Raw genomic sequence first — 25,714 nt, 5'->3', positions numbered from 1 at the left:
TTGCCGCCGACTTCCTTCAGATTCCACCTCACGGTGGACACCCTTGTCTTCAGCTAGCACCTATATCACCTTCGGTGTTCGGGACTTTCACCCTATAGACTGTGTCCATGCTGGGCACACATAAAAAGACTAGGGATCAATTCCCTAGCCTTCTACCTTAGATGTATTTAATTGCCTAACTGCTGCTTCTATAAGGATATTTAGCTGACTTTCACTTATGTTTATCCCATTATCTTTTAAAAAATTTAGTACATATCGTTTCTTCTTTTCCCCTAGATTAGTCCCTCTAAAAATCTGCTCAGCTGCATATACTGCTTTTACTACCCACTTATAAACTCTCTTTTCTTTTAAGTAAGGCACTAATGCATAAGTAAATATAGCACCCACTATGGTAAAAACACCTAAAGCTATTTCCATAAATAGTTTACTATCCATAAAAAATTACCTCCTATTTTTTAGTCCCTGTCTGCCATGACTAGAGCCAACAAACTTAACTCTGAATCTGTTAAAGTATTATTTTTAGCTTTGTCTAACCACATATCAGCATTATTTAATACACCTTTACTTTTTAAATTCTTTATAGTTTTGATTAATAATTCTTCTTGCCATCCATGTTCAAACTCCACCATATTCTCCTCCTTTTTGGCGATGACTAGAGTACTTAGATTTTTATTTAAGTAAGGTCTAAGCTCTGGATAATATTTCACTGGATCAACTGCACTATCATATCCTTTTTCTCTTGCTTGACTCCTAAAGTTAAATTCATGTTCATGTATCTCCACATGAACATGTGGTCCTGTAGTATTACCCGTATTTCCACTGTAAGCTATTATTTGTCCTTTCTTAACTCTATCTCCTGGTCTATATTTAGATAACTGTTTTAAATGTCCGTATAGGGAATATAAACCGTTATCGTATTGTATGACTATATAATAACCATATCCTCTAGTGACTCCACCACCGTTTAGCTTGGAATATATGACTTTTCCATTCTCCAATGCTAAAAGTGGTGTTTCAACTGGCATTCCTATATCTATCCCTGCATGTAGCCTTCCCCACCTTGGACCATAGGGAGAAGTATATCTACATTTACATAAATCTTCTTTTCTAACTGGAAATAACATGACCCTCCTCCTATCCTATAAGCCCCTTTTGAACTGCATAAAAAAAGAAGGATATAAATCCTCCTAAAAATAATCCTATAAACCATTTCATAGTGACAGTAAGTTGTTGGATAGTTTTGCATAAATTTTCTATTTGTACTTTAAACTCAGCATTTTCCCTTTCATTATTATCCACTCTTCTATCCAGTTCTGATATTTTTTTGTCATGTTCCGTTATTTTTAATTTGACAACTTCATTATTCATAGGTCACCTCCGATATTTTACAGATTTAAAAAAGGCCTAGGCATGCCCAGGCCCTGCATATTTTAATAATAAAAAAGAAAACTAAACTTCTCTAGATTTCTACCTACTTTGGATAACATTTTTATGATTATTATATACAGCTAATTTCAGTTGTTTTATTCTATTGATTTTACTATCATTCTTTAGTATTTCATATTCATTGTTATCATTATCTGTAAAGTCTTTAACCCTTCCATAGCTTTCTGCCACTGTAATTCCATCTTTATTCTTTATATATGTTCTTTCGCTACTAATGTCTGGCTTATAATCTAATGTGGTTACTATTAACTCGGGGTACATACCAACTCTTATTCTATTAGATAGGATATCATGTTCTCTGATAAATGCCCTTTCAAACTCTTCAGTTATATCTAAAGTTTTTTCAACTATTCCTATGTCTATATTTTTATAACCCTTGTTATAGAAGTGATCAACTGCATCACTTAAGTAGCCCACATTGTATGGATGTATCACCATATGAATAAACACTCTATCAATGAGATTATTTTGTTTTAGATTTTCTAAATTCTCTATCACTTTTTCATAAGAATTTATTTTGTTACCATCTACATCTTTAAATACCCTCATACTGTTCATAAACCTATTACCATCGAGACTTACACCTAAGCATACATTGGAATTTTCCATTAGAAACTTTACTATCTCTTCATTAATGATAGTTCCATTGGTAGTTATTATATATTTCTTTACATTCCCTTTGTCTTTTAAATAATTAATGCATCTTTTTATAAGAGGAAAGTTCATCATAGGTTCTCCACCTAAAAATTCCACCTCAAACTCATTATTATATTTCAATATATCATCTATCAAATTTTTAGTATCTTCCCAACTTCTATCTCCACTGCTTTTATCCTCCTCATAACAGTAAAAACAGTCCATATTACATTTTTTCGTCACATGTATAACGTACCTTTCCATACTACCCCTCCTTAATCAAAGTATCTCTTAGCATTACAGCTACATCTATTATCACAGGTGCATCCTTTTTGGCCATTACATGCACATCTATTGTCACACTCACACGTTCTATCTACATTACAATTACATCTACTATCACAGCTACATCCTCTTTTGGAATCACAAGAGCACCTATTGTCACAGGTACATCCTTTTTGACCATTACATATACATCTATTATCACAGCTACATGTTCTCTGAACATGGCAACTACATCTACTTTCACAATCGCATCTATTATCAGCATTACAACTACATCTATTATCACACTTACATCTTGGATTGTTTGACTCACAATTACAATTCGATGGACAAATGTTTACTCTATCACATAGATGAAGTTCACAAATAGGTTCTGGTGCATGGCTATCACATATGGGATCTATCATAACCCTATCACAACGTTCTGAACTACAAATTTCTATTGGTGGTTCAGCGGGTCCCCTATCTATTTGAAGACTCTTTATTATAGCCATATAATATGCCTCCTCTCCTGATTTTTATAATAATATCCTTTATTCCCCATGGATTTATATTTAATGCTTATCAGCATAATATCGCCTCTCATCAACTTCACATATAGGTTTTAGATGATGCTCACATACAGGAGGTAAATATCTATCACATACTGCATGGGGGTCACATATGGGCTGGTCAAGAACACAAGAGCATCTACTATTACATGAACATTCACTTACACAGTTGCATCTATTTTCACAGTCACAACTTCCTATATTTCTATTACAGGCACATCTATTATCACAACTACATCCTGTCTTTTTATGGGTGGTACATCTACTTTCACAATTACAATTTCCTACATTATTATCACAGGCACATCTACCCTCACAACTACAATTACCCACATTTGAGTCACAGGCACATCTATTATCACAATCACATCCCGGTACTTTATGGGTAGTACATCTACTTTCACAATTACAATCTCCTATGTTATTATCACAGGCGCATCTACTTTCGCAGCTACAGATATAACTATGTTTACTATCACAACTACAAGAGGGAAGCTTTTCGAATTCATCATATAAATCACCTAGGGATAATTCCCCATTATACTGTCCTACTTTTCTAACCTTTTGCATGTCCTTTAATAATATTTTTAAATCTTCTAAATGCCTATTGTTAGGGGTTATATCATATCCTCCCTTGGACTTTCCATAGTTCATCAACCATTTTAAACTTAAACTCATATAGCATCACCCTACTTTTTTGGTATATTTTTCTCCAAGGTATTAAGCTTTTCAATTATCATTTTTAAAGCCATAGCCAATGTTTCCATATCCTCTTCTTTGCTTCCACACTGACATTCTCCTTTATTATGATCACATTCTTTGTCGTCACTGTTTTTATTTACTTCCTTATCTCGATTTCTTAACTGTCTATCATATACACTTTCGCTTCCATCGGAATTTCTATATCTTTCATAGTACATTCCATCCTCTGTCCAGCTTTCAATAAAGGTCCCCTGATCTTTCCTATTTTCTTTGGGATTCTTCTTTTCTATTTTTTCAATTTCTCTTTTTACCCTTAATTGTACTTCTCTATCTACCCGAGATAGTTTACAATAATTTCCTCTAACTTGGCTTAATATACTACCATTAACATCGTAGTTAACAGCAATACATCTATAGCAATTTACATGATCACAATTATTAGGACATGTCATATCACTGGACTCATAGTCTAGATATATTCTTCTTTTACTATCATCGATGCCTTTCCATACATTCCCTATTTTAAGTTCTTTATGATTAAAATAAAAATGATGACAAGGATATATACTGCCATCGGCTGTAATACTTATAAATCCCTTTCCTGCTCCACAGGGAGCTGAAGGTCTTTGTTTTTCAAAACATCTATTTATTGGAGAGTATCCTTTAAATGTTTTCATCTTACCCTTTTTAGCATCTTCTATTATATAATCTGCTATCTTATTTAACTCTTTTCTGTATATATCAATATCTTCAATGGTCCAATCATCTTCATGGAGGGGCATAAACCATATTTCATTAAATCCCCATTCCTCTTTAAAGTATCTATAACTTTCAAATAAATAGGGCAGTGCCTTTTTATTCACTACCCCGTGTACCGTTAACATTCCAGATCTGTTCTTATATATTTGTTTGAATTTTTCTATATTATCTTCAATTAACTGAAAACTTCCTTTTCCATCTTTAGTTACCCTATACATATCATGAACCTTTTTTATACCGTCCACTGATAGTTGGGTACTTAAATCAACCTTGTCCCTATATTCAAGTAATATTCTAAATATCTCATCATTCATTATTGTTGCATTTGTTATAAGACTAGCTGTAAAGTTTATATTATTCCTTCTTTGGAGTTCCAACCCATACTTAAGTATTTCCTCTACTAAATGGGGATGTAATAATGGCTCTCCTCCAAAAATCATAGCATGAAAGGAGTCTCTCCCTTGTCTCTTTGCTCCATCACATAAAAGCTCCAGCCCTCTATGGATCACCTCTTTACTCATCACTTTTTTATTATGTTTCTCAAAACAATATTTACATGCTAAGTTACAGTTTTCTGTAACTAAAAAACTAGCACTATCTGGATATCTAGTATTTTTCATTTTTACCCCTCCTAAAAAATATTATCTTAATGTAACCCAATTAAATTTCCCTTTATATTCTCCAGTATTTCCTACATAAATATAGTTGGCATCATATCTAACCCAAACTTCCCCTAAATAACCATTGGTCTTTTCAATAGGTGTTACATAAACCCCCGATGGAGTTTTCCCTAAACCATGGGCTATTTTCTTTTCTTTATTGCTACCTAAAAAATTACTGATACCACTCTTTGTATGTTTATGCCCTTCATCGGATTTTTTAGATAATTTGTTTAGTATCGTAGTTGCAAAGTTAGGATCATTACCAAGGGCCTTTGCCAATTCGTTAAGGGTATCTAAAGTCCCTGGAGCAGAATTTAATAGATGGGCTACTTTGACATTTGTATAATTTTTGGCCCTTTCCTCTGCTGCTTTAGCTTTTTGATGGGCTCCTGATTCCGTTTCATAATCTGCATCATTGGTTAATTCCGATACCTTTATAGGCCTTTTATTATCGGCATAGTCCTTTGCCCTTTGCTCAGCGGCATTAATCCCCTGTTGGGCTCCTGTTACTGTTTCATAATTGGTATCATTTGTTAGTTGTGATACCTTTGTGGGCCTCTTACTATCTGCATATGCCTTTGCTCTTTGTTCTGCTGTGCTTACTTTATTTTGTGCCCCTTCTACTGTTTCATAACCCTTATCATTTTCAAGTTCCGATACCTTTGTTGGTTTTATTGAGTTTGCATATTGTCTTGTGTATTCCCTTGCATTGCTTTCTGCTTGATTTATCTTTTCATTGGTTCTCTCAATGGTTTCATAATGGGCATCATTTTCAAGTTCCGATACCTTTGTTGGTCTATTACTATCTGCATATGCCTTTATCCCTTGTTCCACCCTATTAACTTCTTCATATATTGAGTCTGCTGTTTCTTCAATTTTTTTATTGGTCTCGTTTTTAGTATATCTTCCTGCTACTTCCGTATCTATTATATCCCAGTTATCATTTAACATAGTTTCAATGTTAAATGTATCATTCTTATCGGCCATGGGATCTTTTTTTAATAATTTAAGTTTTGGCGTTCTACTTGCCATATATTTCACCTCCGGTAATCTCGTACAAAGTTAACTTCTCAATTTGTTCCAGGGTCATTACATTATGAATAGCCCCTATTGTTAAATAATCAAGTTGACTATTGATACCACTTTTACCTGCAAATTTATCCAATGTAACATTTTCTATTTCCTCTAGGGTCATTTTTTTATGAACATCTTTTATAAGTAGATATGCAAATCTATATTCTATTCCTAAATGGGCCGGCTTTATGTTATCAAGTTCTCTTTTGACTATATCAAGGGTTTCTGGGATTCCATATATACTATTAAATCTTATAATCAGTAGGTCCCTTCTAAGTAAGACATCTACTTGACCATCGGTATATGCATCAACTACATTTTTTATTAATTGTTTATTTAGTTTTCCCCTACCCCTTATTCTAGACTTTATAGCACTTCTTCTCTGTTCTATGGTTTTAGATGGGTCTGGGGTTAGTCCATATATATTTTCCCAATGCTCAATTTCGTAGGTAGTCTTATCAACAAAAAACTGTTCTAATACTCTTCCAATTTCTTTATCTATTTTGTCAAATTGACTTCCCTCTACTTCTATAATGCTATTCATTTCATAAACATCTTCATAAATATGGGGTAGATAGCTTTTTAACTCTTTTTTATTATTCATTGAAGCTCACCTCTCCCAATATCGGTACTTCTTCATCTTTTAATTCAATGTTTTTAGTTTCTCCATTTAACTTAAGATCCGAATAATCTATTACACTTTTAGCTGATAGTATTATATTCCCTATATTAGTTATTCTAACTGTATTTTGTTTAAAGGCTATTTCTTCTACTAAGTAGTCATTTAATAGTGAGCCTATCTCTTTTTTTGCCTGTTCTATAGTCTTATTTTCCCCTAGCTCTAGTTTTACAGATATATTAATTATCTTCTTAGTTGCACTTTTAACAGTGCATTTAGCTCCTAAGTTAGCCACTCCTTCCCCTAGTCCTGAACTTTCTGGATCAATATAGTTTTGAACCTTTTTAACTAATTCCTGGGAAGCAGGTTTTCCAGAAGAATCTATTATAACTACTTTTACAGTATTTGGCCCATATTCCCGTGGAAAAACCTTTGCATCTCCTACCCCATTTACTTCTGTTGCCCACTTTTCATAGTGGGCTTTATTTCCATTTTCCGCAGGTCTTTGTAAATCCTCTATATACCTATCAAGTAGTTCTTCATCACTCTCTTTATCTCTACCATATTTTATTATCTTACCTAATTTTGCTTCTTCAAGGTTAGGTATGGTATTTACAGGAACTAAACTGCTACCATCTAAAGGTTCATTTCCTATCTCCCCTGATATCTCACACTCTACATTTCCATCTTTGCTTAACTTAAAATATAAACCATCTATAAAAAATCTTGTACCTTCCTTAACTATATCTGGTTTAAACTTAGCTTCCCTTATTGTTTTTATTGCTTCCTTTCTTTTAAGTCCCCTTTCATTTACCCTCATATCAAGCCATTGTCCATTGGATGTATCTGCAAATCCTAAGGCCAAAACACTTTTTAAATCCACATACACTTGGGCCATTTTTAATGCGGCAGGTGCCAATGCATCGTATATAATAGAACCTTCTCTTTTATCTAAGTCATGGGGAACTTCATTAAGCATTTCATTTAAGATATTTTCATATGTCCTATCTTCAAACAATCATATCACCTCCCTTATATTTAACTCTCCTTCAGTGCTATCTACTATAAACTCAACAAACATTTTATCCTCTTTAACCTCTATATCAAAGCTATGGACCTTTATAATTCTTTCATCATAAATTAATGCCTCAGCTATTAACCGAGGCACTTCTGATTTGATATATTCTTCTGTTAGTCCCTTTCCCAGCAAGTTTTTTATTTGGCATCCAAACTTATGACTATATATTAAGTTTGAGTATCTTACGGTTCTTATTGCCTTCATAACAAACTGCTTTATAGCTTCTAATTCATCAATCTTTCCTACTATCCGCTTAGCTTTTGTGTCAAGTCTATAGGTTTTAGATGGACCTACTGTGGATTTTACTATCTTAGGAATCTTTATATTTGGTGTAAGGGGCATCTAACTCACCACCTTATCCATGATATAATACTTTTGTCCCTCTTCAAAAGCTATAACCATAACCTTATCCCCTTCTTTTAAACAGCATCTAAAGGTTATCTCTCCATCTTCCATTGTAAAGGTTTCTAATATGTGTTTATGGGTAAGGTCTAAGCTAGTACCAGTCCCTTGAAAGGTAAAGTTTATAGGAGGCATTGCTCCTTGACATGTTTTACTTGTACCACTAATAGGCGATGTTAACTGTTCATCAGTTTCAGAATCTATATGCTCCACCATTTTTATAGTAGCTATTCTAGTATGTTCTAGTAAATGTTCCGATACTATAATAAGGTCCTTAGGGATTATTAGCTTATCGTTATTTTTAATCTTTATTTCAATTTCCGGTGGTTCCTTTGTTATTATGGCTTCCATTATATTTATGCCAGAAGTTTTTGCCACTTGACTTGATACTTTTTTTATAATATCTATCATACTATCACCCCAATTCCATGGTTTCAGTAAGTTTAAGCTTCATTGTATGTTTATTTCCTTTAAAGGTATGGGTATCTTCATCTACATAATATCCCTTTTCTATCTCAAGCTCTGGTATAGCTAGATTTACTCCACATCCACTTATTATATCTTCTATGCCTATAGCTTCAATGGATATTTGTTTTTCGACTTTTCCCTTTTCTTTTAAGGCTTTATCCACCCTTTCTTGTAGCTGTCCTTCATTTATTTTGTCATTTACTTTTTTATAATATTGTAAAACTCCAAATTGCTCTACCAGACTTCCATCTTCTGCTGTTTTTATTATAGTTTCGTCCCCTTCTCCTGTTGTCATTTTTACCTTAGTTATTGTATTTTCTATAGAAGAGTTATGGTTATAATTTATTAAATTTTTACCATCTTCTAAAATCCATTTTCTTACATTTTCTTTTCTTAGTAATAAATCTATTTTCCCCTCTTTAGCCCTTAGATAATATCTTTTACCAGTCTGGTTATATGTGGTGTCCATAGCTTTTAGTATTATGTCATATAACACTTTAGAATCACTAACTTGATAGGGGATAATATAGTCTGATGATGTCAATTCACCTGTTGGTATTTGAAAATCACTACATATTCTGCTGACTATTTTATCTAGGGACTGCTCTGTGAAAACATAAGAGTCCTTATTATTTACTAAATAAAAGAGATTGTCATGGGCAACCATCTTTGATTTAGCGCTTTTGCCTCTACTTATACTAAATACATTTCCTCTAAACAATTCATTCTCTTTCCAAATAAAAACTAAACCGTCCCCTTCTTTTATGCCTACGTTCTTATGATATCCCTTATCTGTATCCACAAAGGATACTTCAACACTTCGTGGAGCCCTTAGCTTTTTACCTTTCCAAGTTATCTTTTCTACTAACTTTGAAATATCCACTGATTTATCCTTTTTAACTAGTATTAGCTGTAACAAACTCCTCACCTCTTAATTGGGAAGCTTTAACTTTTGATTAGGGTATATAGTATAGTCTGGCTTTATATTATTTAATTTGGCTATTTCACCATATCTTGATCCATCCCCTAACTGGGACTTTGCAATTTTATAAAGACAATCTCCAGCCTTTACTATATAAAGTTTTGGTATACTTCTTTCATCGGTTCTTTCTTCTTCCTTTGAACCAATATTAATCTCCCCATTTTTTTCTTCCATTTCCTTTACTTCTATAAATCTATACTCTTTTAATTCTAAGTTATAGGATATGGTTCCAATATCCCCAGCCTTTTCTGTGGTGGTAAACTTTTCTATAGATACAGGATAATTTATATTTGTATTTGTTATTAAAAATCTTATGGGCTTTTCACTATTTTGCCAACTTTCTATTATGTCAACGGCTTCTTGGGGCTCTGGGATATCTTTATACTCACAGTAGGGACCATCATTAGCTGGAAAAATACTCTCTATTGAAATTTTTTTAGGTGTAGACTTTTGAATAACGGTTATTTCTCCAAGATTAGATACATCTATTGTTTCATTTTTCATACCATTTTCTATTTTTATTTTAGGAGGATTTACCGGAAGTTGTAATCTTTGTTCTCCATTATTAAAACTAAGCCAAAATTGATATTTAGATTTCAAATACCTCTTCACCTCCTGTATTCATACCATCTTCTAATACTTTTCTAATACTATCTAAAATCTCATCCACATTTGCTTTCTTTTCAATCACCCTATCTCCAAAGACCACTGAATAATTTCTATTATCATTATTTACAGTTTCCCTTTGTTTAGATGAGCCATATATTATTTCATTGGTTTCTGTTTTTGATATGTTATTAAAGTTACTAGAAGAATCAATATTCCCCTTACTATCGGGAATATTATTAAAATCGTGGTTTATATTTATATCCTTTGTATAGCTGGTTTTTTCTTGTAATGTTTCTGTTCCAGTTGGTATTTTATTATTATTAAAATTCATATCAGAACCATCTAAAGTTTTTGGTCCTTCAGGAACCATTTGTACTCCCTTAACTAGCTCTGGTGCTTCCTGTCCCTTTTCTACTTTATTTTCTTTATTTTTATCTGTAAATGATACCTCTGGAATTTCTGGAATCTCTGGTATATCTACTCCTGGAATTTTATTAATAAGCTTAATACCTTTATTTAAGCATCCTATAAACTTATTAATCATCTTTATAACAAAGTTTACCGCCATCTCAGCACCACTTTTAAGTCCACTCCAGAATCCATCTACTATCTTTCTTACAAATGTACACTTTTTATATAAAAGAACTAGACCCCCTATTAGACCGGCGATTGCTATAATCACCAACCCTATGGGATTTGCACTTAATGCTGCATTCCACAGCCATTGAACCACTGTTACGGCCTTAGTTATACCTGCCATTGCGTATTGTTTAGCTATAAGTGCCCCTGTCTTTATTTTTGCTAATCCAATTTTATCAAGAAATCCTCCAAGTCCTTCTTTGACTCCAGCAAGTCCTTGGCTAGCTAAATTTGAAAAAGATCCCTTCAATCCTTCTATAGAGGAACTTATATTTCCAAGTTCTATTCCAGAGATTTCTGTTACTGAAGCAGCTATATTTTTAAATCCTTCAGTATTGACTAAAGCTCCCAAGTCAAACTTAGCATTTTTAACACTTTCCATAAAACTACTAATACCTTCTTTATTAAACTTTATCTCTCCTAAGTCTATTCCTGTCATATCCTTTAAAACATCATTGATTTTTCCTAAGTTCTCTGTATTTACTAAAGCTTTTATATCAAAGTTACTATTTTTTACTTGATCTATAAAGTTGGTTAAACCTTCTTTGCTAAACTCTACTTCTCCTAAATCTATCCCTGTTACATCCTTTAAGACATCATTCATCTTACCTAAGTTTTCTGTATTTACCAAAGCATCTATATTTATTTCGCAATTTTTCACTTGATTAATAAAGGTAGTTAGTCCTTCTTTATTAAATTTTATTTCACCTAAGTCTATCCCTGTTACATCCTTTGTTATATTTTTTATCTTCTCTAGGTTCTCTGTATCAACTAATGCCTTCATATTTAACTTACTATTTTTTACTTGATCTATTACCTTTGTTAATCTCTCTTTACTAAACTTTATTTCTCCTAAGTCTATTCCCGTTACTTCCTTTGTTATATCCTTTATTTTTTCTAGATTCTCTGTTTTAACCAGGGCTTTCATATTTATTTTGCTATTTTTTATCTGCTCTATTGTTTTTGTTATCTGTTCCTTACTTGCCTCTATTTCTCCTAGATCTATCCCTGTTACATTCTTCGTTATATTTTTTATCTTCTCTAGGTTCTTTGTATCAACTAAGGCCTTCATATTTAACTTGCTATTTTTTACTTGGTCTATTACCTTTGTTAACCCCTTTTTACTAAACTTTATTTCTCCTAAGTCTATTCCCGTTACTTCCTTCGTTATATCCTTTATTTTTTCTAGGTTCTCTGTTTTAACCAAGGCTTTCATATTTATTTTACTATTTTTTATTTGCTCTATTGTTTTTGTTATCTGTTCCTTACTTGCCTCTATTTCTCCTAAATCTATCCCTGTTACATCCTTTGTTATATTTTTTATCTTCTCTAGGTTCTTTGTATCAACTAAGGCCTTCATATTTAACTTACTATTTTTTACTTGATCTATTACCTTTGTTAATCCCTCTTTACTAAACTTTATTTCTCCTAAGTCTATTCCCGTTACTTCCTTCGTTATATCCTTTATTTTTTCTAGGTTTTCTGTTTTAACCAAGGCTTCTATATTTATTTTATTGTTTAATACTTCTTCTATAGGATTTTTTATAGTTATTGCAGCTTTTTCTAACTCATTAAAACTCTTACTACTATCGGTTGATAACTTTTTTATTTTTTTATTAACTTTGTTTGCCGAGGTCTCCCCAACTTGGGCCATCTTCTTTAAATTACCTTGAAATTTTGAAATTACCTCTGTGGTTTTTGCTAAGTTGCCTGATATTCTTTCGTTTATATTAAATACCTTTGCTAAACTTGCCATAGGTCACCTCCTATCTAATTTTTTCTCTTCTTCAATTTGTATTTGCTCGGAGGCTATAATGAAAGCTTTTTTACAATCATCCATTTCATAAAAATCTTGGGGTAGTATATGATGCCTCTGAAATAAACGATGACTATATACAGCCATATAATCACCGCTTTTAATTAGTTTTTTGCATCTTCTACTAGCTTTTCATAGTCTTCATCAAATCCATTTATACTAAGAACTTGATTCATTAACTCTGCATATTCCCCTGGTAGGCTAAATATCTTTTTAATCAAATCAATTGGATCTACACATTCGTAGGACTTAAGAAGCTCTTTATCTTTAAAATCAGGATATACACAACATTCTATTGCTAATTTTCCTGCAAATCTTATATTGTCAACGACCTCTTTAGCACCATTTCCCTTACCTTTTATTACGGTACATTCCTTCTGGAATCTTTCAACCTTTTCTGTTGTAGTTGGTTTTAATAAAACTGGAATAGGATTTCCATTTTCATCAGTATATCTTTTTGATATAATTACTTCCCTGGTCATCGCTTCATTTGCTTTACCTTTCATAAAGAAACTTAAATCTCTAGTATTTTTATTTGTCATTTTAATCCTCCTCTTTTAATTTCATTTTTAATTTAAATTAGCTGGGGGATTACGAATCCCCCAGCAACTAATAATTATTTAAATTAGATGGAGATTATCAATCCGAAAAAACTAAAATTTTATTGGGTTTAAGTTTATAAATGAAGAAAAGTGGTATAAACCACTTCTCCCACTTACTTTCCACTCTCAATTCTCCATTCTCAACTATCACTTAAATAGCCTGTTGTATCTCTACATCTTCAATTGTAAAAGGTATTTCTTCCTTAACAACATCATCACTTTCAATGTCTATGTTTATTAAAGTTGCACTATCTATATTACAACCTATAGCCACTATACGCTCTGCTCCTAGTTCACTTGATGGGTCTTCTAATACCCCTTGCATATCGAAATATACATCTTTTCCTGTTTCTTTAAACTCTTGAATCATCTTAGCAAAAGCACTACTTTTCTTATACTGTGTTATTGTTCCTGTATATTTTATTCCAACTGTTTTGTTACTTTTAGTTCTTCTACCTACTATAGGTAATTCCACCTTAATTTTTTCAGCTTTAATCTCAAATTTTATCATATTTAAGATTTCTTCACCGTCTGAAAAAGCTCTACCTTCCCTTGCTGATATTGTATGTCTACCTGAATAAATTCCCATTATTTATACCTCCTATCGAACTTTCACTGTGAAATAGAATTTTTCTGCTGCATCCATAGGTTGAACAGCTATATCTGCATATAACTCATCTCCTACCGATAATTCTTTATCAATAATAACATCATTCTCTTTATTTAAGTTTCTAATAGCATTAACATCTTGTAATGCTGTTAAATATTTTGTTATTAAAGCTTTAGCTATACTATGTCCATCATCATTATTATCCAATTTACCTGCATAGGTACCATTGAAACTTTTTAATAAGTCATTGTTTATTGCATCCATAACCCTAAGGGGTCTATTCTTAGTCCACTTTTTAGTCTTTTTAGCACTTAATGTAGTTAAACTATTTCTGTCCTGCTCTACAATCACTTTATCTCCAGTATTTGTGAATATAAAATAACCTTTTTGTAGCCCTTCAACTATTTGGTCATGTTTTAATCTTGGATTAACATCCACCGCATCTTGATATACCTTATGGGTTAAGGATTCATTTATGTTGGCTCCTGATGTTGCTCCTGCTACCCATGCAACGGCTTCTCTTGCAGAAAGTTTAGTTCCATCATTTAAAACTACTCCATTTACAACATTTATAAGTCCCTCTAAGTCTCCATCATAGTTAGAAGTAACACCCATAACTTTTTTCCCTATTTCATCTCTAAAATACTCTAATTTTGTTTTAAAACTTGACTGATACGAAGGATCTTCTATAGGAAAAGCTATACAATCAAAGAATTGGGTTTCACTTTCACTTAAAAATTCAGTAATATCAATGTTTGAATAAACACCATTACTTCCCCCTTTAAGGGATGTACCCGCTGTTTCCACAAGCTCCTCTGCTGGAGCCATTAGAGTTTTTTCTACTGAATTTTTAGCTGGCAAAACTTCTCCTTTAGTAAATTCTACAAATCTATTATCCTTTAGATCTGATATGCCATTAACATTTTGTTCATCTACTATATTATCTCCTAAATATGTTATAACGTTTTTACTATCATTAGAGTCTTTAGCTATGACTATTTTTATATCATTACCTCTTACTCCACCATGTTTAGCTGTAATCTCTAAATCTCCTACCCTAGCTTTAGCCTTTTCTCCTTCTGCTAATACATAAGCTATAACCTTCTTACAGTTTTTAAATGCTTCTTTAATTAATAACATTTCTTTATCATTTATATCATATCCTAGTAAATCATATGTTTCCGATGGGTCTGTTATGGTTATAAACTCTTTTGCTGGTCCCCATTTAGCATTGGGTAGTGGCATTAAAACAGTACCCCTCTCTTGAGACTTGATTCTATCTTGAGTAACAGCTTCAAAGTTCATATACATTCCTGGTCTTACTTTACCTACTAATGGATTAAATGTACCACCTGGCATTATCTATCTTCCCCTTTCTTGAATGAATCTTTTATTTTTGTTTTTTTCAATTATCTTTAATATCACTATCAAAATTAAATTTCTCAATTTTATCAACTGTATCCCTTTCATACTGATAAAAAGAAGTCCAATGAAGCCTTAATACTATAACTTCATTTTTCAACTCTTCAATTTCAACCTTTTGTATAGTTATACTATCTTCAGTTAATTCTTCCTTATAGTAAATTGGTATTAAGTTTTTATTTTCAACAATATCAGTGTAAATAGAGATTACAGTATCATAGATGCTTTTATCCACCTTTTTATCTACACCATCATAGAACCTAATACACCAAATATAGTCATTTCTATATTCCGATGAAGATAAGTATTTACTCTCTATTTTGGGTATAGGATAAAAAACACAGGGCTTAATTATTTTTTTATCTAATCTGTTTCTATACACCTTTAATTTATGTCTATCAGACATAAATCTTATTATGCTTTCTAACTCTTCAGTTATCATATAATCACTTCCTATATGCCAATATTTTACTAAAAGCTATAATCAACCATATTCATCAATAAAAAATAAGTTTATAATATCCATTGATCTGTCACCTCCTTTACAGAGTTTAAGCTTTATTTTTAAAAATTTTTATTTACCAAGCCATTTTTTAATACAGTTATTAAAGGGACATAAAACATGTTTTTCATCCACACGATTTAACCAAACACAATTATTACATTGTGATTTTTCTAATATACTTTTTCTGATTTTTGTCTTTTTCCTCATTGTTACACCTTCTTTTAATAATAATTTCCAAAGAAAAAAGACAGCCAATAAACTGACTGCCTCTTTGGAGGGGTGCTCGAAGTTTTATATATAACTTCTTACAATAATATATTAACACTTATTTTTCCTTTAAAAGTGTCCCCCTTGTGTTCTCTTGTAAAAAATCTTTATAAGATCTTCCCCAATATATATTTACAAATTCCCTTAGACTCCTATTTTTAAGTTTCCCCTTAACATTATCAACCGACCTATTTAACCTAAATGCTACCTGTTGCCACGAAAGGCTTTCCCTATTTAAATACCTTAATTTAATTAGCTTTCTCTCCTCTTCTCCAAGACATTCAATAGCTTTTTCTGTTCTATGTAGAACATATTCTAATGAATCTCTATAGATCTTTTTCTGTTCTAAATTTTCAAATATCCTAACAACCTGTTCTTCTACTTGTCTACTTACCACATTGGTCTTTGAAACTCGTATTCCATCATAGGATATCCCCTTTAATTTATCTTCTGCTATTAAATTTTTCTCAGCAAATTCTATATCTTCACACAGTAAATTATAAAATTCTTTATTTTTTTTATATTCCTTTAACCATTTGTCTGCTTCCCTTAGTAACTTTTTATTCATAAGTACTTCCCCCTTTTTTTAATAAAACCTATTTATAAAAATTGTATATATAATAATTAGCCTCAAATTAATACTTAAATGTAATTATATACTTTACTCATAATACAATATTAACATCTAATTCTTCAGTAAAAGTGTTCAGTAAATGTTCCTTTTTTCCGAACGTTTGTTCGGTAATAATATTATATCATTAATGATTTTATTATTCAATTAATTACCATATACTTATTTAAATTTTTTCTATTTGTTTTTATATTTCTGGTTTTCTAAATAATAATTCTAATAAAAAACAAACGAAGACAAAATCCATATCAACATGAATTCCCCCTTCGTCGCCCTACTTTATAATCAATACTACATCGATTGGTACATTTAATTATTTCTGGATTTTTAAATTTCATTTTATATTCTCTGTATTTTTATCAACTTATTGCAATATTCACAATATTCCCATTATAATCGCCCCTTTCATTTATATATTTTAATATTTAGTTATAAATATTAATCAGTAACTTTATCCAACTGTTTTTTGTTATTATTTATTATATTCACCAAATATATCTATTTACCCTTTATTTAGTGAATAATTTTGTCATTATATCATACTTAAAGTAAAACATTTGTTATTTACACCTGACGATGTAAAAATTTCGTACTAAGCTTATGTATATTTACTCTATACAATTGTAATCATAAAATTTTTAAATTATGGTATTTTAGTTTCAAGTTCATCAGCAAAGGATTAAAATCTATGAATTAAATAACATAAAAAAACATGGATATTAATATCCATGTTTTTATGTTATTGAAAAACGTACTATATTAAATTTCTTAAAAACTACAACCTTTACATTCCGAACATTTTTTTAGTAGTATTTTAAAACATCTTGGACATCTTATAGCCTTAGGATCTTTTATTTCATACTTACATTGAGAACATATTCTTATGCCTTTATCTGTATTACAACCCACAATAACATCTCCTTTATGGTATCAAAAGAAATAACTTAGCTACAATACCTCCCGTTACAAATGCTGTGATCCAACTTCCAAACCATATTACTAATGATTCTTTCCAACTTCTTTCCTTTATCATTATCATCATAGCAGCTATACAAGGTACAAATAGTGTTATAGTTATTAATGATACAACTGTTTGAGCTGGACTCATTGATAAAGCACTTAAGCCTGCAGCACCAAAGTCACGTCTTACTATACCCATAATAAATGCGGTTGCCGCTTCTTTAGGAAGACCTAACCATCCAGTAGTTATAGGAGCAACAGCATCTTGTATTGCTTCTAATATTCCAAATCTAGACATTAGTGTTATTACAACAGCTCCAATTGCAAATATAGGACCAGCTTCCTTTATAAAAGATAAAGATTTAATATATGTCTTTTTAAGAACATTGGTTAACCTAGGTAATCTTAATGGTGGTAAATCTATTAACAGATCAGTTGACTCTCCCGGTAAAACTTTGTTTAACAAGGTACCTGCTAACACATATACAATAAATATAGCTAATACATATATAATAAAGAATTTTGCTCCTAGAGGTGCTATAAGTCCCGCTATTACCCCTAACTGGGCTGAACATGGAATAGCAAGGCCTAATAAAAATACTGCAATAATCCTTTCCCTTTTAGAACCAAGTAATCTAGTAGTTATGGTAGCCATAGTTACACAGCCAAAACCAAGTAGCATAGGAATAATAGCCCTACCATTTAACCCAAGTTTAGTTAGCATTCTATCAACTAAGGCTGCTATTCTAGGCATATACCCCGAGTCTTCTAATAAACCTAAGAAAAAATAGAATCCTATAACAAGGGGTAGTAATAAACCAAATGTATAAGTAACCGCCATAGTAAGTAGACCAAACTCTCCTACCAATAATTCTCCCACTAAAGAAGTTGCATCTACAAACTTAGTAACTATTCCTGTTATAAAGGGTTCATATTTTTCTATAAAAAATGTTTCTTCAGTTATGCCAACTACAGTCTGGGCTATAAACACACCAACAAATTGATATAATAAATATAATGATATTAATAGCATTGGTATACCTGTTATAGGTTTTACCATTAATCTTCCAAGTTTAGTTTTAAAGCTATTTCCTGATTTTGTTTCCTTTACAACCTTATCTATAATTTCATTTACTCTTTCTCTTCTGCCTTTATAAATTTCTTCCCTAAAGTCCATTGGACTAATGTTGTTCTTTTCCGCAACATGGGGATCTCCCTCAAGAATTAACATGGCTTCAGATTTTCTTATGTTTTGGGCTATTAATCCATCCATCTTCTTATCTAGCTTCAGACTACTGGTTCCCACTTTAGCTTTATTAACACTTTCCTTTACTTCTTCTAAACCTTCTCCCTTTGGAGCTATAGTAGGTATTATAGGTACTCCCAGTTCTTTACTTAATTTTTTTATGTCGATATCCAATCCATTTTTCTGGGCCTCATCCATCATATTTAATGCCACTATAACCGGTATTCCCATATCAATAACCTGCTGAGTCAAAAACAAATCCCGCTCTAGATGAACTGCATCCACAACATTTACTACAACGTCAGCCGATGCAATAGCATCCCTAGCAACTATTTCTTCATCATTAAATGAAGAAACTCCATATACTCCTGGAGTATCAATGACAACATCATCATTATATTTTCCTGAACTTATATCAAGGGTTGTCCCAGGATAATTGGAAACATCTACGTAAACACCCGTAAAGGAATTGAAAAATATGGATTTCCCTACATTGGGATTTCCAGTTAAAACAATTTTTTTAGCTCCTTTTGGAATATCTATCTGATGACTAATATTACAACAATCCATTTTTAAACCTCCTTAAAAAACTATACCATTTCTACTGTTATTTTTTCGGCTAATCTTCTTCCTATAGCTAATTCCTGTAGATTCTTTTTCAATATAACTGGTCCCTTGGGTATTTTCTCAATACAAACTACAGATGCACCTTCCGATATCCCAAACCTAAATGCTTGAGCTCTTACCTTTTCATCGGGTATATTTAATATGCGAATATGGTCTCCATTTTTTATATCTCCTAATGTCATCAAACTTGCCTCCTCACCATTTTGATTATTAATAATATATTTTATTTGAAATCTATTTTCATTATTAGTTTAAAAAAAATCTGTAATAATTTCATTGATTCAAATCACAAATACAATATGTAAATTTATTAAATTTTCACTTACACATATACTATAGATAGTGATAACTGTTATCACTATCTATAGTATATTAATCTGTTATAAATATGTCAAGATATTTTTAGTTTAAAAAAATGATACATGGCTTTTGCCATGTATCATTTTTTAAGCAACTTCATGCTCTGCCTCCATTGCCTTTCTTTCTTTTTCTTCATCTGCTATAGTCTTTTTAGGTAAAACTATATTTAATACAAATGCCACTATTGTAGCTATAACTACCGCTGAGTTTCCAAATATAACTGTAACTTCATGGGGAAACTGAGATAGTATTTCTGGAACTTGAGTTATTCCCATTCCAAGGGCCACTGCTAATCCAACAACCGTTACATTTCTACCCGATAATTCATCTTGAATAATAAGTTTAACCCCTGTCATTGTGATCATTGCAAATACTGTAATAGTAGCTCCACCAAGAACACTTTGGGGAATAGTTGTCATTAATGCTCCAAACTTAGGTATAAATCCTGCAAGTAATATAAATCCTGCCCCTAAAGCTAAAACAAATCTACTTACTACCTTTGTCATTGCAACTATACCAACATTTTGACTAAATGTAGCTGTTGGTAAACCTCCAAAGAAAGATGCAACTACACTTGTAAGACCATTACCTATTATACCTCCTGATAACTCATCATCTGTAACCTGTCTTCCTAAACCACCAACTGTTGTGGCTGAAAAGTCTCCAACTGCTTGAACTGAATTAACAATATATATAAGAACCATAGAAAAAATAGCTGGTCCATGAAATTCCATACCGAAATGACCAAATTTAGGTAATTCAAACCAAGCGGCTTCACGTACTGGAGCAAAATCTACTATACCGGCTATTAAAGAAATAATATAACCAACAACTATACCAACCAATATTGAAGCTAGCTTAAAATACCCTTTTGCAAAGTGATTACAGACTAGTACAACTGCCAGTGTTATAAATGCTATTCCTAAATATAATAGGGAACCAAAATTTTCAGCTCCTACTCCACCACCGATATAATTAATAGCTACTGGGTATAAAGATAGTCCTATAGTTAATACAACTGTCCCTGCAACAATAGGTGGAAAAAACTTTCTTAAAGGTTTAATAAATATACCAACTAAAACACCAACAAGTCCCCCTACTAACTGAGCACCAAAAATACCTGCTATACCATATTCACTACCTAAACTAATTAACGTAGGCACATAAGCAAAACTTACACCCATAATAATAGGTAACCTTGAGCCTACTTTCCAAATAGGATACAACTGAATTAAAGTAGCGATTCCTGCAACAAACATTGCAGCCTGTACAAGGGAAGTCTTATCTGCTGACCCCATTCCAACTACCCCTGCAATTATAATGGCCGGGGTTATGTTACCAACTATCATAGCTAAAACGTGCTGAATTGATAAAGGTATTGCTTTGCCAACCGACGGTCTTCCATTCAAGTCAAATACCGAATTACTTTTCTGTTTTTTGCTCAAAAAAATCCCTCCAATAGTTTAATGTTTTCTAGAAACTCAAGTCATTTATGGTTGCATAATAAAGAAACATCCTTTTAGGAAACGAAATGAATTAGACCATTATAATAAAAACGTTTTCTTTAAAATTACATCCATACCTTGACCTGTTTATGCTAAATAAACATATTTTCATAAACCATTGCCGGGTCGATATTGAGCTATTTAGTTATCTTATAGATACTTATTAATGTTAACTATTCTATAAAAGAGGTTAACATTGCCAAGAAAGTATCAATTTTTCTTATTATCATTTTAACATTAGTTAATAAGTTTTACAATAACGTTTTCACAATTGTTAAACTTTCTACAATTTATATTGGATTTATACTATAAAATAGCTAATATATTATTAACTTTATACAAGGAAGCATATATCTATTAACAAGAAAAAAGAAGACTTTCATCTCCTTTCTATTCCCATATATTTTCCTCTGGTATCTCATTGAGCTTGTCATACCCCATAGGCTTATAAAACAAATAACCTTGTCCATAATCACATCTAAGATTTTTTAACAATGTTTCCTGTCTATCATATTCGATACCCTCTGCTATAATCTTATAATTAAATATTTCTTTCATTTGTATAATTATATTAACCAAGTTTAAATCCTTTAAAGTAGTATGTATATTATCTATATAGGATTTATCTATTTTTATATAATCTATAGGTAACTTCCTTAAATAGTTTATAGAAGAGAATCCAGTTCCAAAATCATCAAGGGCTATACTAAATCCCATAATTTTCATCTTATTAAGTTTAATAACCGCTTTATCGAAATCTTTTATAAGGGACATCTCGGTTATTTCAAACTCAATTAAACTTGTATCTATGTCATATACCTCTACTTGATCTTCTAAAAATTCTATAAATGATTCATGGTCCAACTGATTTGGAGAAAGATTAATTGATATCTTAATATCCTTTTTATTCTCTTTTTTCCTCTGTCTTTGAATCTTAAATACTTCACTTATAACCCAATTTCCAATAATATATATAAGTCCATTTTTTTCCGCTGAATCAATAAATTTATTAGGAGGTATAAATCCCTTATGGGGATGATGCCATCTAATTAAGGTTTCAAATGACCTTATTTTCCCTGTACTTAAATCTACTATCGGTTGAAAATTTAAATAAAATTCTTCATTTAATATGGCCTTTCTTAAATCCTTTTCAAGTTCAACAGTATTTTTGATTTCACAATACATATTTTTATCAAAAACCCTAAAGGTACCTTTTTCATTTCTTTTGGCATTATACATCGCAGTATCTGCATTACGTAACAACTCAGTATAAGTATTTCCATGTTCAGGATAATAACATATACCAACACTTATACTTATATAAAATTCATAATTTTCTATGCTCCATTGATTTTTGAATACATTCATTATTTTTTTTCTTAGAATATCTACTTCTTTTTTGTTTGAATAGTTTTTATACACATATAAAAACTCATCTCCACCTAACCTAAATAACATAATATTATCGTTCGTTAATTTCAGCAGTTTTTGTGATATACTTTTTAATAAATTATCTCCATAAGTATGTCCATATGTATCATTAATATTCTTGAAATTATCTAAGTCAAAATATATTATTGCAAAATTTTCTATATCATCATCTTGTAAATATTCATTAATCATTCTTTCTAATTTAGACCTATTATTTAGTCCTGTCAAGGAGTCATAATAGGCTAAATTAAATATCTTTCTTTCTTGAAGCCTTTGCTTTGTTATATCTACCCCAAAGGATGCTATATATTTTTTATTATCAGTACCTTTAATAATATTATTATTCCATAAAAATATAAATTCAGTTTTATCCTTTGCTATAACTTTATTTTCAAAATCATTTAAAAATCTATTTTCTTCTATATTATCTAATACATACTTTATACTATCCATCTCTTCCTTTGGTACAATACTATCAAAAAGCTTCTTGTATAATACTTCATCCCTATTGTATCCTAATAACTCCAAAGTATATTGATTTATATCAACAACTACTCCGTCTAAGGTCCATATGATAATGGACAAATTACCTCCATCTAGTATGTTATTGGCAAAATCCCTCTCATTTTTAAGTTGAGTTTTCATATCATCTAATGCTAATATTTTATCTTCCAGCTCATCTTCTACAGCAATTAATTCTTCATTCAGTGTATTTAACTCTTCATTACTTTCATTCACCTTATATATTAATTTCTTGATTTTTTTTAAGCTATTATAAATCAACTGAAATAATAAGATAGCTGTTAATATAACAAAGAGCCACCCTTTGAATAATTGTACTTTACCATATATACTAAAATTACTAAAGATCATTGATAAAATTTTATCTGATAATCCAACCCATAGCACACCAACAAATAAATATATCCCTACTATTTTCATTCCTATTCTCTTTGGGCTAATAGAGTTTTCTTCTATATTCAAATTTATAATATCTATTATATTTTTCATAAAAGTCTCCCATCCAATTAAGTATATTTAAAATTCATATCTAACTTTGATTATATTTAATTGGTCGAATATTGTCAATTTGTATTTTTTATCTAATTCACTTTTCAAAACTATCTATGTTTTTATGGAAATTATAAAAGTAAGGTTAGTTTTAGTTTAACCCTACTTTTTAGCTATATATTTATTTTTAAATCTAATAACTATCCCTATAAAAATTAGGACCATAGACATAATAGTTGTTACAATTATTCTAGTATACCTTTTACTAAATATTACTATGATAGATTATTTTAAGCTTTACTTGTTACTTTTTCTTTAACCTTAATACCATCCTTTTTCATTATTAATTTAGATGATATTTTTCCCGATTCAAATATAGTTGGCAACCCGCTGCCGGGATGGGTTCCTCCTCCTACTAAATAACAATTCTCAAATTCTTCAAATTCATTATGGGGCCTAAAGTATAACATTTGACCAACATTATGGGCTAGATTGAAAACTGCTCCCCTATATACGTCTTTTTCTTCTTCCCATTCTATGGGAGTTATTATCCTTTCCACTTCTATATGCTCCCTTATATCCTTTAATCCTGCTTTATTTTCCATAATATCTAGAACTTTTTCCCTTAATTTTGATTTTTCTTCTTTCCAGTTAATATTGCCACTATTATTAGCCACAGGTACTAGGACATAAATGGTGGACTTCCCTTCCGGTGCCAGGCTAGAGTCACTAACACTTGCATTTTGAATATATATAGACGGATCCTCAGATAATATTTTATATTTTGTTATTTCGTCTACGTTCTTTTTATAGTCATCAGAAAAAATTATATTATGATGGGGAATATCATATATCTTATCCACACCTAAATACAGCATAAATGTAGAGCAAGAATATTTCTTTTCTTCTAGTTTCTTATTAGTATATTTCTTCTTATGTTTATCCTCTACTAAATTATTCATTGCATGGGCAAAATCAGCATTTAATACAACATGGTCACTATACTCTATGTCTCCATTTTCTAGCTTCACCCCTATTGCCTTTCCATTTTCTATAATAACTTTATCTACAGCAGTGGATAATTTAATCTCTCCACCTTCTTCTTCAACCACTTTCGCCATAGCCTTTGTAATCTGATTAAGTCCCCCCATTACATGATATATTCCCCCTCCATGTTCTATATATGACAAAATACTAAAGGTTCCTGGACATTCCCATGGAGACATACCTAAATATTTAGACTGAAATGTAAAAGCTATTTTAAGATCATCATCATTAAAATACTCTCCTAACTTATCATAAAGGCTTATATGGGCATCTAAATAGCCAATGGATCTAAGGAATCTTTTAGTAAGAAAATCTCTTCTTCTTCCATATGGCACTTGTAAGCATGGAATTAACTTTTCAAATTTCTCTTTTTCCTTTTTCATGAATTTTTTATAACCTTCTCCATTACCAGGAAACATCTCTTCTATTTCCTTAACCATAACCTGTTGGTCCCTAGTTGGGTAAAACTCCCTTTTTCCTTTAAATACTAGTCTATAAAGGGGATCAATTTCTTTTATATCGATATAATCCTCTAAATCTCTACCTGTATTTTCAAATATCTCTTTTAAAATATAATCCATCATTAAAAATGTAGGCCCTAAATCAAAGGTATAGTTATTTAGAGTAAAAGATGATGTTCGTCCACCTATATAATCCTGTTTTTCAAATACTGTTACATCATAGCCTTGATTAGCTAAAATCATTGCCGATGTTAAACCTCCTGGTCCAGCTCCTATAATAGATACTTTTTTTGTCATAATC

Annotated in this window: 27 protein-coding genes; all 27 read right to left on the bottom strand. The window is 31.2% G+C overall.

Translation table 11 applies throughout. The annotated features are described in order from the left end of the window. Window positions 1-144: 144 nt before the first annotated feature. The gene (locus V6137_RS09280) at window positions 145-435 is read right to left on the bottom strand and encodes a phage holin, LLH family (protein WP_425447641.1); all 291 of its coding nucleotides are present in this window, start codon (window positions 433-435) and stop codon (window positions 145-147) included. Between the two features lie 20 nt (window positions 436-455). After that, window positions 456-1,124: a M23 family metallopeptidase gene (locus V6137_RS09275; RefSeq protein ID WP_425447640.1), complete on the bottom strand. Its 669-nt coding sequence runs from the start codon at window positions 1,122-1,124 to the stop codon at window positions 456-458. Window positions 1,125-1,134: 10 nt separating this feature from the next. After that, entirely contained in the window at window positions 1,135-1,368 is a 234-nt protein-coding gene (locus V6137_RS09270; RefSeq protein ID WP_425447639.1) for a hemolysin XhlA family protein, read from the bottom strand. Window positions 1,369-1,467: 99 nt separating this feature from the next. After that, window positions 1,468-2,346: a radical SAM protein gene (locus V6137_RS09265; RefSeq protein WP_425447638.1), complete on the bottom strand. Its 879-nt coding sequence runs from the start codon at window positions 2,344-2,346 to the stop codon at window positions 1,468-1,470. An 11-nt stretch (window positions 2,347-2,357) separates the two neighbouring features. Then, the gene (locus V6137_RS09260) at window positions 2,358-2,861 is read right to left on the bottom strand and encodes a hypothetical protein (RefSeq protein ID WP_425447637.1); all 504 of its coding nucleotides are present in this window, start codon (window positions 2,859-2,861) and stop codon (window positions 2,358-2,360) included. Window positions 2,862-2,921: 60 nt separating this feature from the next. Next, window positions 2,922-3,596: a hypothetical protein gene (locus V6137_RS09255; protein WP_425447636.1), complete on the bottom strand. Its 675-nt coding sequence runs from the start codon at window positions 3,594-3,596 to the stop codon at window positions 2,922-2,924. Between the two features lie 11 nt (window positions 3,597-3,607). Then, window positions 3,608-4,999: a radical SAM protein gene (locus V6137_RS09250; RefSeq protein ID WP_425447635.1), complete on the bottom strand. Its 1,392-nt coding sequence runs from the start codon at window positions 4,997-4,999 to the stop codon at window positions 3,608-3,610. A gap of 21 nt (window positions 5,000-5,020) precedes the next feature. Continuing rightward, window positions 5,021-6,073, bottom strand: a complete 1,053-nt coding sequence (locus tag V6137_RS09245) for a hypothetical protein (RefSeq protein ID WP_425447634.1) — start codon at window positions 6,071-6,073, stop codon at window positions 5,021-5,023. After that, entirely contained in the window at window positions 6,063-6,719 is a 657-nt protein-coding gene (locus V6137_RS09240; protein WP_425447633.1) for a putative phage tail protein, read from the bottom strand. Before V6137_RS09240 ends, V6137_RS09245 begins: the two co-directional genes overlap by 11 nt. Continuing rightward, a complete protein-coding gene (locus tag V6137_RS09235; protein WP_425447632.1) occupies window positions 6,712-7,752 on the bottom strand; it encodes a baseplate J/gp47 family protein in 1,041 nt (346 codons plus the stop codon). The genes V6137_RS09240 and V6137_RS09235 overlap by 8 nt, the downstream gene beginning before the upstream one ends. Continuing rightward, window positions 7,753-8,154, bottom strand: a complete 402-nt coding sequence (locus V6137_RS09230) for a DUF2634 domain-containing protein (RefSeq protein ID WP_425447631.1) — start codon at window positions 8,152-8,154, stop codon at window positions 7,753-7,755. After that, window positions 8,155-8,625, bottom strand: coding sequence for a DUF2577 family protein (locus V6137_RS09225; RefSeq protein ID WP_425447630.1), 471 nt, complete (start codon window positions 8,623-8,625; stop codon window positions 8,155-8,157). 4 nt (window positions 8,626-8,629) lie between these two features. Then, complete coding sequence (locus tag V6137_RS09220) at window positions 8,630-9,601, bottom strand: XkdQ/YqbQ family protein (RefSeq protein WP_425447629.1); 972 nt, start codon at window positions 9,599-9,601, stop codon at window positions 8,630-8,632. A 12-nt stretch (window positions 9,602-9,613) separates the two neighbouring features. Beyond that, on the bottom strand, window positions 9,614-10,264 hold the full coding sequence (locus tag V6137_RS09215) for a LysM peptidoglycan-binding domain-containing protein (protein WP_425447628.1): 651 nt from the start codon (window positions 10,262-10,264) through the stop codon (window positions 9,614-9,616). Continuing rightward, window positions 10,254-12,668, bottom strand: coding sequence for a phage tail tape measure protein (locus tag V6137_RS09210; RefSeq protein WP_425447627.1), 2,415 nt, complete (start codon window positions 12,666-12,668; stop codon window positions 10,254-10,256). Before V6137_RS09210 ends, V6137_RS09215 begins: the two co-directional genes overlap by 11 nt. Before the next feature lie 164 nt (window positions 12,669-12,832). Next, window positions 12,833-13,270: a phage tail assembly chaperone gene (locus tag V6137_RS09205; RefSeq protein ID WP_425447626.1), complete on the bottom strand. Its 438-nt coding sequence runs from the start codon at window positions 13,268-13,270 to the stop codon at window positions 12,833-12,835. Between the two features lie 211 nt (window positions 13,271-13,481). After that, window positions 13,482-13,919 carry a phage tail tube protein gene (locus V6137_RS09200; RefSeq protein ID WP_425447625.1) on the bottom strand — a complete coding sequence of 146 codons (438 nt, stop codon included), beginning with the start codon at window positions 13,917-13,919 and terminating at the stop codon, window positions 13,482-13,484. A gap of 12 nt (window positions 13,920-13,931) precedes the next feature. After that, on the bottom strand, window positions 13,932-15,299 hold the full coding sequence (locus V6137_RS09195; RefSeq protein WP_425447624.1) for a phage tail sheath family protein: 1,368 nt from the start codon (window positions 15,297-15,299) through the stop codon (window positions 13,932-13,934). Between the two features lie 46 nt (window positions 15,300-15,345). After that, window positions 15,346-15,804, bottom strand: coding sequence for a hypothetical protein (locus V6137_RS09190; RefSeq protein WP_425447623.1), 459 nt, complete (start codon window positions 15,802-15,804; stop codon window positions 15,346-15,348). Between the two features lie 132 nt (window positions 15,805-15,936). Then, window positions 15,937-16,074 carry a hypothetical protein gene (locus V6137_RS09185; RefSeq protein WP_425447622.1) on the bottom strand — a complete coding sequence of 46 codons (138 nt, stop codon included), beginning with the start codon at window positions 16,072-16,074 and terminating at the stop codon, window positions 15,937-15,939. A gap of 118 nt (window positions 16,075-16,192) precedes the next feature. Continuing rightward, window positions 16,193-16,702, bottom strand: a complete 510-nt coding sequence (locus V6137_RS09180) for a sigma-70 RNA polymerase sigma factor region 4 domain-containing protein (protein WP_425447621.1) — start codon at window positions 16,700-16,702, stop codon at window positions 16,193-16,195. 831 nt (window positions 16,703-17,533) lie between these two features. Continuing rightward, complete coding sequence (locus tag V6137_RS09175) at window positions 17,534-17,674, bottom strand: hypothetical protein (RefSeq protein WP_425447620.1); 141 nt, start codon at window positions 17,672-17,674, stop codon at window positions 17,534-17,536. 13 nt (window positions 17,675-17,687) lie between these two features. Then, on the bottom strand, window positions 17,688-19,541 hold the full coding sequence (gene feoB, locus V6137_RS09170) for a ferrous iron transport protein B (RefSeq protein ID WP_425447619.1): 1,854 nt from the start codon (window positions 19,539-19,541) through the stop codon (window positions 17,688-17,690). 20 nt (window positions 19,542-19,561) lie between these two features. Continuing rightward, the gene (locus tag V6137_RS09165) at window positions 19,562-19,780 is read right to left on the bottom strand and encodes a FeoA family protein (protein ID WP_425447618.1); all 219 of its coding nucleotides are present in this window, start codon (window positions 19,778-19,780) and stop codon (window positions 19,562-19,564) included. Window positions 19,781-20,044: 264 nt separating this feature from the next. Beyond that, on the bottom strand, window positions 20,045-21,403 hold the full coding sequence (locus tag V6137_RS09160) for a uracil-xanthine permease family protein (RefSeq protein WP_425447617.1): 1,359 nt from the start codon (window positions 21,401-21,403) through the stop codon (window positions 20,045-20,047). Window positions 21,404-21,853: 450 nt separating this feature from the next. After that, on the bottom strand, window positions 21,854-23,905 hold the full coding sequence (locus tag V6137_RS09155) for a sensor domain-containing protein (protein ID WP_425447616.1): 2,052 nt from the start codon (window positions 23,903-23,905) through the stop codon (window positions 21,854-21,856). Between the two features lie 290 nt (window positions 23,906-24,195). Next, window positions 24,196-25,710, bottom strand: coding sequence for a phytoene desaturase family protein (locus tag V6137_RS09150; RefSeq protein WP_425447615.1), 1,515 nt, complete (start codon window positions 25,708-25,710; stop codon window positions 24,196-24,198). Between the last annotated feature and the right edge of the window lie 4 nt (window positions 25,711-25,714).

The organism is Dethiothermospora halolimnae (genome assembly GCF_037577855.1).
Lineage (GTDB): Bacteria > Bacillota > Clostridia > Tissierellales > VENL01 > Dethiothermospora > Dethiothermospora halolimnae.
The sequence above is the reverse complement of the archived record's forward strand: the minus strand, read 5'-3'. Positions and strand labels throughout refer to the sequence as shown.